Raw genomic sequence first — 12,174 nt, forward strand, 5'->3', positions numbered from 1 at the left:
CGCTGCGGGCATGAACCTCGTCGGCCTCGCCACCCTGCCGTTGCGCGTGACGATCTCGGCCACCCGCACGACCCTGGCCCTCGGCCAGCTGGCGTCGCCGGACGGCCCGATCCTGCGCGAGGGCGGGTACGGGACGAGGATCGCGGTGCTGATCGGCGAGGACGGGCTGCTCGAGCAGCTGGGTCGGCTGCTGGCCGACGACCGCGGCATCGTCGCGCTCGGCAACCTGGTCGCCGACATCACGGCCGAGGACCGGCCCGTCGGCAAGGCGTTGCAGCGCGACGGTCTCGTCGACCGGATGGCGTCGGAGGACGGCCCGTTCGTGCGACTGCTGGAGGCCGGGGGTCCGCTCGACCGCGCCCTGGCCGAGGACGGCCCGCTCTACCGCTTCCTGGCTCCGGGCGGCTCGCTCGACCGGCTGCTCGCGCCCGACGGCCCCTTGGAGCGCCTCACCGCACCCGACGGCCCGATCGAGCGGATGCTGGCACCCGGTGGCCCGCTCGACCGGCTCCTGGAGCAGGACGGCACGCTCGAGAACGTGCTGCGCCCCGGTGGTCTGCTGGAGCAGCTGCTGGAGGAGGAGGGCGTCCTCGAGAACCTGCTGCGGCCGGGCGGGACGCTGGAGCAGCTGGTCGCGCTCGGGTCGACGATCGACGCGATCGTCCCGCGCCTCGAGGCCCTCGGCAGCGCGATCCCCAGCCTCAACCAGGCGGTGTCGGTGCTCAGCGGCGCCGTCGAGCCGCTCGGCACGCTCGCCCAGCGTCTGCCCGGCGGCCGCCGGCGGGTGCTGTCGTCCGGTCCGTCGGGGTCGACCCCCACGAACGAGCTGTACGGCGAGTGAGCGCCCCCGCGCGGTCCGACGTCGTCGGCCGCTGGCTCCCCGAGAACGGCCCGGACCGGGCGTTCGTCGAGCTGCGCGACAACGGCGACCTCGCCGGGCACGACGGGTGCAACCGGTTCGGCGGCGAGCACTGGTCGCTCGAGGGCGACGTCGTCACCACGTCGGGCACCCGTGTCTCGACCCTCATGGCCTGCGACGGTGTCGACACCTGGGTGGGGCGGGCCGTCTCGTTCCGCTGGGACGACGGCACGCTGCGTGCGACGGGACCCGACGGCGCGGAGCTGGGTCTGCTGCTCACCGACCCCGGACACGTCCGCGCGGGGCTGACCGTCGTGCCTCGACGAGGGCTCAGACGTCCGCCGGTCGTGGTGGTCCTGGTCGTCGTGGGCGCCGCGCTCGCCGTGGGCGGGTGCCAGGGAGGGGCGTCGGACCCGGCTCCCTCGGCGTCGCCGTCGCTCCCGACGACGGGACACGACGTCACCCGGGCCGATCTCGTGGGGCTGTGGTCGGCGGGCCGTTCGGGCTCGCGCCTGCCGGTGGAGGTCGAGCTCGGGCCCGACGGCGGCGTGTCAGGCTCCGACGGGTGCAACTCCTTCAGCGGTCGGCGCTGGTCGCTCGACGGCGACCGCGTGCTGCTGAGGGGCAGCCAGGTGACGTCGCTCGTCGGCTGCTCGACGGTCCCGGGGGAGTGGCTGGCCCGGGCCGCCTCGTTCCGGGTGGAGGACGGTCGCCTGGTCGCCCTCGACCGTCGCGGTGACGCGCTCGGGTCGCTGAGCCGGGCGGGCTCCTGAAGGCTGTCCGTTCGGCTTGCCGACGTCGAGGTCCGTGCGAGGCTCGACGCATGGACATCGTCATCATCGGAGGCGGTCTCGCGGCCGCGAAGGCTGCAGCGGCGCTGCGCGAGAACGGTCACGACGGCGCGCTGACGATCATCGGCGACGAGGACCGTCTGCCCTACGAGCGTCCGCCGCTGTCGAAGGACGTGCTGCTCGGCGAGGGCACGCTCGACGACGCCGTCGTCCAGCCGCAGGAGTGGTACGCCGAGCACGACGTGCGGCTCGTGACGGGCACCGAGGTCGAGCGGCTCGACGTCGAGGGTCACCGGGTGCACCTGGCGGACGGCCAGGTCGTGCCGTTCGACAAGGCCGTCATCGCGACCGGCGCCCGGCCCGCCGTCCCCGACGCCATCGCGGGTGGTGCCGACGCCTTCTTCCTGCGCAACGCGGCCGACGTGGAGCGGCTGTCGGCGGCGTTCGCCGATGCGTCGTCCGTCGTCGTCGTGGGTGGCGGCTGGATCGGGCTCGAGGTGGCGGCTGCGGCACGTCACCACGACCTCGAGACGACGGTCGTGCTGCGCGACGACGTGCCGCTGGAGAAGGTCATGGGCGAGCGGATCGGCGGCTACTTCGCGTCGCTCCACACGTCGCACGGCGTGACCCTGCGGTCGGGTGAGCGGGTCGACGCGGTGACCGCGCGCACGGTGAAGCTCGGCGGCGGGGAGGTGCTCGAGGCCGACGTCGTCGTGCTGGCCGTGGGTGCGACGCCCAACGTCGAGCTCGCGCAGGAGGCTGGGCTGCTCGTCGACGACGGCATCGTCACCGACGAGCACTTCGCCACCAGCCACCCCGACGTGTACGCCATCGGCGACGTCGCGGCCACCCTGCACCTGGGTCGCGGCCACGCCGTGCGGGTCGAGCACTGGGACGACGCGGTGCGCCAGGGCGAGGCCGTCGCGCAGGTGCTGCTCGGCCAGGACGTCGCGTACGACTGGGAGCCGTACTTCTTCACCGACCAGTACGACCTCGGCATGGAGTACGTCGGCCACGGCTCCGGCGACGACGACGTGGTCGTGCGCGGCGAGCTCGACGACGGCAGCGGCGAGGGCGAGTTCATCGTCTTCTGGCTGCACGACGGCGTCGTGTCCGCCGCGATGAACGTCAACATCTGGGACGTCCAAAACGATCTGCGGGCCCTCGTGGGCCGTGAGGTCGACCCCGACCGCCTCGCCGACCCCGCCGTCGAGCTCTCCGACCTCGCCTGACCTGGGTCCCGAGATTCCCAGGTCGACCTGGGAATCTCGCCCAGGCACGAGAATCTCAGCCAGGCACGGCTTGCTTTCCGTGCTTCGTTGAGAATTCCGTGCTGCGTCCGGAGATTCCCAGGTCGACCTGGGAATCTCTCCCTCGGGTCAGACCTCGGCGACGTGCACGACGGCGTCGCCGCTGTTGACCACGGGGGCTTCGGTGCGGCCGATGACGACACCGGACCGCTCGGCGTGGACGAGGCGGACGCGCTTGCCGAAGGAGTCGAACAGGCCGCCGAGGCGCTGGCCCTCGCTGACGTGCTCCCCGAGCCCGACCTCCAGGTGCAGCATGCCGGTGCCGCGGGCCCGGACCCAGCTGCTCTTGAACGACGCCTGGCTCGGCGTCGGGGGCTCCTCGTCGAGCGGGTCGGTCATGCCGAGCGCGGCGAGCACCCGACGGACGCCGCGGACGCCGGCCTCGATCGCCCACCCGTCCATGCGCCACGCCTCGCCGGCCTCGTAGAGGAGCACCGTGGCGCCGGCCTCGCGGGCGGCGGCGCGCAGCGACCCGTCGCGGATGCGGGCGTGCAGCATGACGGGGGCGGCGAACGCCTCCGCCAGCTCGCGCGTGCGGGCGTCCTCCAGGTCGGCGCGGATCTGCGGCAGGTTCGTGCGCCGGTCCGACCCGGTGTGCAGGTCGATCCCGACCTCGCACTTGGCCACCACCTCGGTCATCATCAGGTGCGCGATGCGCGACGCGAGCGACCCGCGGGCCGATCCGGGGAAGGAGCGGTTCAGGTCGCGGCGGTCGGGCAGGTAGCGGTCGCCCGTCATGAAGCCGAGCACGTTGACGATCGGCACGGCGATCAGGGTGCCGCGCATCGTCTTCGGGTCGAGATCGGCGAGCACCTGCCGGACCACCTCGACGCCGACCGCCTCGTCGCCGTGGATGGCGGCGTCGACCCACACGGTCGGCCCGTCCTCACGTCCGTGCACGACACGCACCGGCAGGTCGACGTCGGCACCGGTCACGAGTCGGGTGATCGGCAGCGACACCGACTTCACCTGCCCCGGACGCACCCGGATGGGGCCGATCTCGAACGACGGGCGCACCATCACCGTCCCCGGTTCCGGCGGCGCACGCGCACGGGCGGACGCCCGCCGAGGTAGGACGCGCTGGAGTCGACGAGGAACCCCTGCGCGAGCGCCTCACGTCCCACGAGCATCCGGAAGCCCATCTCGTCGCGCCGCGACAGCGTCACCTCGGCGGGCACCACGCGACCGGCGAGGTGCAGGTCGATCATCACGACGTAGCGCTCCTCGACGTGGCCCGACGACGACCGCACCTCGCGCAGGTCGAGCACGTCGAGCTCGACCTGCGTCGGGTCCTCGTCGCTGCCCTGCCACGGGTGGATGCTGAACCGGACCCGACGTCCTCCGTCGTCGTCGAGGTCGAAGGCGTGCAGCGACGACGTGCGCGCGCCGGTGTCGATCTTGGCCTTGATCCACGGCACGTCCAGGTCGGGCAGACGGACCCACTCGCGCCAGCCCACCAGCGTCGGCGCCGGACGGTCGGCGTCGGGCCCGCCAGGGGGAGCGGACTGCGGGGCGGAGGTGTAGGAAGGGGGTTGCGTCAACCGTCCGTCCTTCCAGCTCGGGGAGTCCATGAAGCTCGCGATCCTGTCACGTGCGCCTCGGTCGTACAGTACGCAGCGCCTGCGCACCGCGGCGCTCGACCGTGGTCACACCGTCAAGGTGCTGAACACCCTGCGCTTCGCGATCGACCTCTCGGGCGACGAGCCCGACCTGCAGTACCGCGGCAAGCCGCTGTCGCACTACGATGCCGCGCTGCCGCGCATCGGCAACTCCATCACCTACTACGGCACCGCCGTCGTGCGGCAACTGGAGCAGATGGACGTGTACACGCCGAACACGTCGTGGGGCATCCAGAACTCGCGCGACAAGCTGCGCGCGAGCCAGATCCTCTCGCGCCACGACATCGGCATGCCGGCCACGACGTTCGTGCGCGACCGGGCCGACGTGATCCCCGCGATCGAGCGGGTCGGTGGCGCGCCGGTCGTCATCAAGCTGCTCGAGGGGACCCAGGGCATCGGCGTGATCCTGGCCCCGGAGATCAAGGTCGCCGAGGCGATCATCGAGACCCTGCAGAGCACCCGCCAGAACGTGCTCATCCAGCACTTCGTCGCGGAGAGCAAGGGTCGCGACATCCGTGCGCTCGTGGTCGGCGACCGTGTGGTCGCGGCGATGCGACGCGTGGCGAAGGGCGATGAGTTCCGCTCCAACGTGCACCGCGGCGGCTCCGTCGAGCCGGTCACGCTCGACGCCGAGTACGAGCGGGTGGCGGTACGGGCGGCGCAGATCATGGGTCTGCGGGTCGCCGGCGTCGACATGCTGGAGGGCGACGAGGGGCCCCTCGTCATGGAGGTCAACTCCTCGCCCGGCCTGGAGGGCATCGAGGCGGCCACCAACCTCGACGTCGCCGGGGCGATCATCGACCACATCGACAACCAGGTCGCCTTCCCCGAGATCGACGTCCGGCAGCGGCTGACCGTCTCCACCGGCTACGGCGTCGCCGAGCTGCTCGTGCAGGCGGCGTCGGACCTGGTCGGCACGCCGCTCGGCGAGAGCGGCCTGCGCGACCGCGACATCTCCGTCCTCACGCTGCAGCGCGGCACCCAGGTGATCCCGAACCCGCGCCGCTCGCACGTGCTCGAGGCCGGCGACCGGCTGCTGTGCTTCGGCAAGCTCGAGGAGATGCGCTCGATGATCCCGAGCCGCCGCAAGCGGATCCGCAAGGTCAAGCGGCTCCCGAAGGACCCGATCCACGAGGGGTGACGGCTCCCAGTACGTCGGCTCACGCGCCCTGTCAAGGCCATCCACCTCAACTCTGAAGAAGTCTGTCGCACTCCTGCGAGCCCCTCCATCGTGTGGGGACCGGCACCTCCCAGGTGCCGAGATCGGAGGAGACGTGATGCAGAGACGGGCGATGACGGTAGTGGTGTCGTCTGCGGCGTGTGCCCTGGCCCTGGCGGTCGGACCCGCCGCAGCGGCGGAGGGTCCGGACGGAGCCCACGCCCCGCCGGCCGAGGCGCAGTCCGTCGACGACCTGAGGGTCGTCGACACCCCCGAGGGCGACTATCTCCTGGAGGAGTCGTTCACGCTCGACGGTCGGCCGCTGTCGACGAAGCGGACGTCGCTCGACGGCTCCGCGAGCACCGAGCCGTCGACCCTCGCGAACCGGGGCGGGACGGGTGGCACGAGCACGGCGTCGGGCTGCCGCAAGGTCACGATCTCCAACCGGGCGAAGACGGTCGTCGGCAAGACGGCCTACCGCTACAACACCTGGACGCGCTGGTGCTGGACGCGGTCGACCGAGCGGATCCACCGCGGCGTGAAGACCGGATGGAGCATCTCGTCGGTGGACGGGTTCCAGTACTGGCGGGGCCAGGTGCGCAAGGTGACGAACTTCTACGACGCAGGAGCGAACAACAACCGGCCTCGGAGCGGTTTCCGGCACTACCGACAGGGTCGGTTCGAGAACTGTGTCGTCAAGTACGGCTGCATCCAGACGTCGTACCCCGCCAACTCCCTGCGGTCGTACTCCAACGGCAGGTACCGCTACGCGTTCTCGGGCACGTGACCGGGCGCCGGCAGGTCCTCGCGGTCGCGCTCGTCGTGGTGGTCCTGCTCCCGTTCGGGCTCGTGGGTCTGGGCGGGAGCGTGGGCTACGGCGCGATCGAGCTGGTCGCGTGGCTGGTCGTCGTGGCGGCGCTCGTCGTCGCCTTCCTCACGTGGGGCCGAGGCCCCCGCAACACCCAAGGAGCTCGGGACCAGGACCCGAGGAGAAAGGATCAGAGATGAAGCGAATCACCGTTCCCGGACGAGGTCTGGCGGTCGCGGCGGGAGTCGCGGCCCTGGTGGTCGGCGGCGCGGTCGCGGCGGTCGGGGTCGACGGACCTGACCCCTCCTCGATCGACCCGGCGCAGGCGGAGGTCACGATCACCGACGAGACGTCCACGCTCGACGGGACGCCGACCGGCACCACCGTCGCGACGTACGACGTCGAGGGACACCTGCTCGACCGCCAGGTCAGCGAACCCTGAGCCGTCCTGCCGTGCCGGGCGGGCGTGGCGACCGGGCGGGGAAGATCCGGACGGTCGAGGACGTTGCACCGCTGACGTGAGTGCTCTTCTCGAACCCGTCACCCTCCGCGGCGTCACCGCCCGCAACCGTGTCTGGCTGGCGCCGATGTGCCAGTACTCGTGCTTCGCGCGCGACGGCGTGCCGACCGACTGGCACCTGGCGCACCTCGTCGCGCGGGCGTCGGGCGGCTTCGGGCTGCTCCTCACCGAGGCCACCGCGGTGGTGCCCGAAGGCCGCATCAGCCCTGAGGACACCGGACTCTGGGACGACGTCCAGCAGGAGGCGTGGGCACGGGTGGTCGCGGCGGTGCACGAGCAGGGCGTGCCGATCGGGGTCCAGCTCGCGCACGCGGGACGCAAGGCGTCGACCTTCGCCCCGTTCGCCGACCCCCGCGCTGCCGCCACCGGCGAGGGCAGCGTGCCCGTCGAGGACGGCGGCTGGGAGACCGTGGCGCCGTCGGCCGTCGCCTTCCCGGGGTACGCCACGCCCCGCGCGCTGTCGGTCGAGGAGGTCCGCGAGCTGCCGGCGCGCTTTGCCGACGCCGCCCGCCGGGCCGACGCCGCCGGGTTCGACGCCGTCGAGGTGCACGCCGCCCACGGCTACCTGCTGCACCAGTTTCCTGTCGCCGTTGTCGAACCAGCGCGACGACGAGTACGGCGGCTCCTTCGAGAACCGCACGCGGCTGGTCGTCGAGGTCGTCGACGCGGTCCGCGCGGTCTGGCCCGACGACAAGGCGCTCGTGGTCCGGTTCTCGGGGACCGACTGGCTCGAGGGCGGCTGGACGTCGGCCGAGACCGCGCGACTGTCGCGCGAGCTCGCCGACCACGGTGTGGACCTCGTCGACGTCTCCAGCGGCGGCCTGCTCCCCGCCGACATCCAGGTCGGGCCCGGCTACCAGGTGCCGCTCGCGCGCGAGGTGCGCGACGGCTCCGGCCTGCCCGTGGGCGCGGTGGGCCTGATCACCGACCCGCAGCAGGCGGAGGAGGTGCTCGAGCGGGGCGACGCCGACGTCGTGCTGCTGGCGCGGGCCGCCCTGCGCGAGCCGGGCTGGCCCCAGCGAGCGGCCCACGAGCTCGGCGACCCGCCCGCGGGCCTGTACCCGCCGCAGTACGAGCGGGGCGTCTGGCGCTGACCCCGCCGGCCCCGCCACCATGAGCGGGTGGACGACGCGACCTGGACCTTCGACGCCGAGCTCTGGCGCGACGGCGCCTGGCACTTCGTGACCGTGCCCGATGACGTCTCCGACGAGGTGGAGGAGCGCTTCGGTCCGACGGCCGCAGGTTTCGGCTCGGTGCGGGTCGAGGTGACCGTCGGCGCGACCACCTGGCGCACGTCGGTGTTCCCGTCCGCGCAGCAGCGCGCGTACGTGCTTCCGGTCAAGAAGGCCGTGCGGTCCGCCGAGCGCCTCGACGAGGGCGGCACGGCGTCGTTCACGCTGCGCGTGCTCGCGCACTAGGGTGACGGCGTGCTGCACCGCGACGTCCGACGCCCGGCTGCGTGGGCTGCCTGTGCCGGCATCGCCGGGTCCGGCACGCTGGTGCTCGTGCTGGCAGGCCAGTTGCTGCTCGTGAGCACGACGCCCGTCGAGACCGGCCCCGACCTCCCCGCGTCGGCCGCGGACGCCATCTCGGCGTCGGTCCGTCGCGACGGTCTGCTGCTGGCGCTGGTGAGTCTCGTGCTGGTCGTGGGCGGGGGACTCGCCGCGCGGCGCCTCCAGCCGGACGGGCCCGTCCGCGCCTGGTGGGGCCTCGCTGCGGTCGTCGTCGGCGTGCTGGGCTGCGTCGTCGTGCCGTGGCTGGTGCTCGGACTGGTCTGACGCGTCGGCTCCGGCTCGGGGCGGCGGGACCCGTCAGCGGTAGGTGAGGCGCCTCAACGGGGCCCGGTAGCGCGGCCGACCTACCTTTGGCCCGCATTCCGCGGCCCACCTACCGCCCAGGGGGTGAGGTCCGGGGACGGGTCGGCGGGGCCGGCGCGACCGTCTAGGCTCGGGTGCGTGGAACGGACCGACGTGGGGCGCAGCCTCGGCTGGGGCGTGGCGCTCGGGGGTGCCCTGGGCACGACGCTGACGCTGCTGTTCTCGGTGGCTGCTCGCTACCTCCTCGGCACGCAGGGCCTGGCCCTGCCCGGGGAGACCTCCGACGCGACCATCACCGGCGACGACCTCGGCCGCTACGTCCTGGTGACCGCGATCGGCAGCAGCGTGGTGCTGGTGGGCTGCCTCGTGGCCCTGTGGGTGCTGCGACCACGGAGCCTGCGCGGCTCAGTGATCGCGCTCGTGGTGGTCGGCGTGCTGGTCGGTTTCGCCGCCCTGCCGTGGGTCGTGAACACGGCCGCGGCGCTCGCCATCGGCGACGTCACCGCCTGACGCGCCGACAGTCCACCGGCACGGACACGCCCGCCGATAGGATTCTCAGGTGACCGACGCCCCGCTGCCCGACAGCCCGCGCCAGCTCGACACCGTCGCCCACGCGAAGGAGACGCCCGAGCGCGAGCTCCCGTGGGCCGAGCTGGGGCTCAAGCCCGACGAGTACGAGCGGATCGTCGAGATCCTCGGCCGTCGCCCCACCGGCGCCGAGCTCGCCATGTACTCGGTCATGTGGAGCGAGCACTGCTCCTACAAGTCCTCCAAGGTGCACCTCAAGAAGTTCGGCGAGCTGCCGCAGGAGACGCCGCTCGGCAAGACGCTCGCCGGCATCGGCGAGAATGCCGGCGTCATCGACATCGGCCAGGGCTACGCGGTGACCTTCAAGGTCGAGTCGCACAACCACCCGTCCTACGTGGAGCCCTACCAGGGCGCCGCCACCGGTGTCGGCGGGATCGTCCGCGACATCCTCGCGATGGGTGCCCGCCCGGTCGCCGTCATGGACCCCCTGCGCTTCGGCCCCCTCGACGCCCCCGACACCTCCCGCGTGCTGCCCGGCATCGTGGCCGGCGTCGGCGGGTACGGCAACTGCCTCGGCCTGCCCAACATCGGCGGCGAGGTCGTCTTCGACGACACCTACCTCGGCAACCCGCTCGTCAACGCGCTCTGCGTCGGCGTCCTGCGCCACGAGGACCTCCACCTCGCGTTCGCCTCCGGCGTCGGCAACAAGGTGGTGCTCTACGGCGCGCGCACCGGCGGCGACGGCATCGGCGGCGTGTCGGTGCTCGCGTCCGAGACGTTCGACGCCGACGGCCCGGCCAAGCGACCCAGCGTCCAGGTCGGCGACCCGTTCATGGAGAAGCTGCTCATCGAGTGCACCCTCGAGCTGTTCGCGGCCAAGGTCGTCAACGGCATCCAGGACCTCGGCGGGGCGGGTCTGTCGTGCGCCACGAGCGAGCTGGCCAGCGCCGGCGACGGCGGCATGCACGTCGAGCTCGACACGGTCCCGCTGCGCGACCCGTCGCTCTCGCCCGAGGAGATCCTCATGAGCGAGAGCCAGGAGCGCATGATGGCGGTCGTCGAGCCGGAGCACCTCGACGCGTTCATGGCGATCTGCCAGAAGTGGGACGTCGAGGCCGTCGTGGTCGGCGAGGTCACCGACGGCGACCACCTGGTCATCGACTGGCACGGCGAGACGATCGTCGACGTGCCGCCGCGGTCCGTCGCGCACGACGGACCCACCTACGAGCGCCCCTACGCGCGCCCGGACTGGCAGGACGCGCTGCAGGCCGACACGGCCGAGCAGCTGCCCCGGCCCAGCACCGGCGAGGAGCTCGGCCGCCAGGTCGTGCAGGTGGTCACGAGCCCGAACCTCGCCGACAAGTCGTGGGTCACCGACCAGTACGACCGCTACGTCCAGGGCAACACCGTGCTCGCGCAGCCCGAGGACGCGGGCATGGTCCGGGTCGACGAGACCACCCACCTGGGCGTGGCCGTCTCGACCGACTGCAACGGCCGGTTCGCCAAGCTCGACCCCTACGCCGGTGCGCAGCTCGCGCTCGCCGAGTCGTTCCGCAACGTCGCGGTCTCGGGTGCGCTGCCGCTCGCGGTCACCGACTGCCTCAACTTCGGCTCGCCCGAGGACCCGGCGGTCATGTGGCAGTTCGAGCAGGCCACGCACGGCCTGAAGGACGCGTGCGCCGAGCTCGGCATCCCCGTCACCGGCGGCAACGTCAGCTTCTACAACCAGACCGGCGAGACCGCCATCCTCCCGACGCCGGTGGTCGGGGTGCTGGGCGTCATCGAGGACGTCCGGCAGCGCGTGCGCCAGGGCTTCACGCGCGACGGCGACCACCTGCTGGTCCTCGGCGACACCCGCGAGGAGCTCTCGGGCGGGGCGTGGGCGCACACGGTGCACGGCCACCTCGGCGGTCTGCCGCCCGCGGTCGACCTCGCCGCCGAGCAGGCCCTGGCCGCCGTGGTGCGCGAGGCGGGCCGTCTGGGCCTCCTGACGTCGGCGCACGACCTCTCCGACGGCGGCCTGGCCATGGCCCTCGCCGAGGGGTCCTTCGCGCACGGCGTGGGCGTGCAGCTGCAGCTCGACGACGACCCGTTCCTGCAGCTGTTCAGCGAGTCCGCCGCCCGCGCGCTCCTGGCCGTGCCGGAGCACCACCACGACGAGGTCGTCCAGATCGCGCAGGAGCACGGCGTCACGCTCACCTCGGTGGGCCGTACCGGTGGCTGCTCCTTCGAGGTGGCGGGCCAGTTCACCATCGACGTCGACGACCTGCGCGACGCCTGGCGGCGGACGCTGCCGGCGGCGCTCGGTCCGATCCTGGAGGCCTGAGGCCGGTGGCGCGGCCGACCGTGGGGCTCACGCCCGAGGTCGTCGACGGCCTGCTGGCCCGGCTCGACGACGGCGACGCGTCGCGCGAGGTGCTCAAGCCGCTCGTCAAGCACTACCTGGGCGAGCTGGCACGTCGTGCGCCCGGCCGCAGCGTCGAGGTGCGCGTGCCGCCGTACGCAGCCGTGCAGTGCATCGAGGGGTCCACCCACACGCGAGGGACACCGCCGGCCGTCGTCGAGATGGACGCGGCGACCTGGATCGCGCTCGCGCGGGGCCAGGTGGCCTGGGCCGAGGCCGCCGCCGACCGGGCGCGGGTCCGGGCCTCGGGCCAGCGGTCCGACCTCTCGCCGCACCTGCCGCTCGACGTGCCCGAGGCTGCCGACCCGGACGCCTGATCGGTGCGTCGTCCACACCGCTGAGAACTTTCCCGACCGCGC

The 12,174-nt window shown here is 72.8% G+C and carries 13 protein-coding genes and 3 pseudogenes; 14 read left to right on the forward strand and 2 right to left on the reverse strand.

Annotated features, from left to right (window positions below):
• Positions 1 to 10 precede the first annotated feature (10 nt).
• From QE370_RS07880 to QE370_RS07890, 3 genes are read left to right on the forward strand one after another with little or no spacing between them, the layout of a single operon-like run.
• Positions 11 to 841, forward strand: a complete 831-nt coding sequence (locus QE370_RS07880; RefSeq protein ID WP_309634022.1) for a hypothetical protein — start codon at positions 11 to 13, stop codon at positions 839 to 841.
• Positions 838 to 1,632, forward strand: a complete 795-nt coding sequence (locus tag QE370_RS07885; RefSeq protein ID WP_309634023.1) for an META domain-containing protein — start codon at positions 838 to 840, stop codon at positions 1,630 to 1,632. Before QE370_RS07880 ends, QE370_RS07885 begins: the two co-directional genes overlap by 4 nt.
• 50 nt (positions 1,633 to 1,682) lie before the next feature.
• Positions 1,683 to 2,882, forward strand: coding sequence for an FAD-dependent oxidoreductase (locus QE370_RS07890; RefSeq protein WP_309634024.1), 1,200 nt, complete (start codon positions 1,683 to 1,685; stop codon positions 2,880 to 2,882).
• Between the two features lie 147 nt (positions 2,883 to 3,029).
• Here QE370_RS07890 and QE370_RS07895 read toward each other — a convergent pair whose 3' ends face one another.
• Together QE370_RS07895 and QE370_RS07900 are read right to left on the reverse strand one after the other, a co-directional pair.
• On the reverse strand, positions 3,030 to 3,980 hold the full coding sequence (locus tag QE370_RS07895) for a succinylglutamate desuccinylase/aspartoacylase family protein (RefSeq protein WP_253022508.1): 951 nt from the start codon (positions 3,978 to 3,980) through the stop codon (positions 3,030 to 3,032).
• Positions 3,980 to 4,501 (reverse strand): RimK/LysX family protein, encoded by a 522-nt coding sequence (locus QE370_RS07900; RefSeq protein ID WP_286690435.1) that lies wholly within the window; start codon positions 4,499 to 4,501, stop codon positions 3,980 to 3,982. Before QE370_RS07900 ends, QE370_RS07895 begins: the two co-directional genes overlap by 1 nt.
• Positions 4,502 to 4,529: 28 nt before the next feature.
• Here QE370_RS07900 and QE370_RS07905 point away from each other — a divergent pair.
• From QE370_RS07905 to QE370_RS07950, 11 genes and pseudogenes are all read left to right on the forward strand, one after another.
• Positions 4,530 to 5,433 (forward strand): annotated as a pseudogene (locus tag QE370_RS07905) (RimK family alpha-L-glutamate ligase).
• Between the two features lie 32 nt (positions 5,434 to 5,465).
• A pseudogene (locus QE370_RS18180) lies at positions 5,466 to 5,720 on the forward strand (cation:proton antiporter regulatory subunit); the annotation flags it as partial.
• Between the two features lie 151 nt (positions 5,721 to 5,871).
• Entirely contained in the window at positions 5,872 to 6,525 is a 654-nt protein-coding gene (locus QE370_RS07910) for a hypothetical protein (RefSeq protein WP_309634025.1), read from the forward strand.
• Positions 6,522 to 6,746: a hypothetical protein gene (locus QE370_RS07915; RefSeq protein WP_309634026.1), complete on the forward strand. Its 225-nt coding sequence runs from the start codon at positions 6,522 to 6,524 to the stop codon at positions 6,744 to 6,746. The genes QE370_RS07910 and QE370_RS07915 overlap by 4 nt, the downstream gene beginning before the upstream one ends.
• Positions 6,743 to 6,988 carry a hypothetical protein gene (locus tag QE370_RS07920; protein ID WP_289017526.1) on the forward strand — a complete coding sequence of 82 codons (246 nt, stop codon included), beginning with the start codon at positions 6,743 to 6,745 and terminating at the stop codon, positions 6,986 to 6,988. Before QE370_RS07915 ends, QE370_RS07920 begins: the two co-directional genes overlap by 4 nt.
• Before the next feature lie 145 nt (positions 6,989 to 7,133).
• A pseudogene (locus tag QE370_RS07925) lies at positions 7,134 to 8,160 on the forward strand (NADH:flavin oxidoreductase/NADH oxidase).
• Between the two features lie 27 nt (positions 8,161 to 8,187).
• A complete protein-coding gene (locus QE370_RS07930) occupies positions 8,188 to 8,484 on the forward strand; it encodes a DUF1905 domain-containing protein (protein WP_286689905.1) in 297 nt (98 codons plus the stop codon).
• Between the two features lie 9 nt (positions 8,485 to 8,493).
• Positions 8,494 to 8,844, forward strand: coding sequence for a hypothetical protein (locus tag QE370_RS07935; protein WP_309634027.1), 351 nt, complete (start codon positions 8,494 to 8,496; stop codon positions 8,842 to 8,844).
• Between the two features lie 177 nt (positions 8,845 to 9,021).
• A complete protein-coding gene (locus tag QE370_RS07940; protein ID WP_309634028.1) occupies positions 9,022 to 9,393 on the forward strand; it encodes a hypothetical protein in 372 nt (123 codons plus the stop codon).
• Between the two features lie 49 nt (positions 9,394 to 9,442).
• The gene (gene purL / locus QE370_RS07945; protein ID WP_309634029.1) at positions 9,443 to 11,737 is read left to right on the forward strand and encodes a phosphoribosylformylglycinamidine synthase subunit PurL; all 2,295 of its coding nucleotides are present in this window, start codon (positions 9,443 to 9,445) and stop codon (positions 11,735 to 11,737) included.
• 5 nt (positions 11,738 to 11,742) lie between these two features.
• Positions 11,743 to 12,132, forward strand: coding sequence for a sterol carrier family protein (locus QE370_RS07950; RefSeq protein WP_309634030.1), 390 nt, complete (start codon positions 11,743 to 11,745; stop codon positions 12,130 to 12,132).
• The last annotated feature ends 42 nt before the right edge of the window (positions 12,133 to 12,174 follow it).

It is taken from the genome of Aeromicrobium sp. SORGH_AS_0981, assembly GCF_031453195.1.
In the GTDB taxonomy this organism is placed as follows: Bacteria; Actinomycetota; Actinomycetes; order Propionibacteriales; family Nocardioidaceae; genus Aeromicrobium.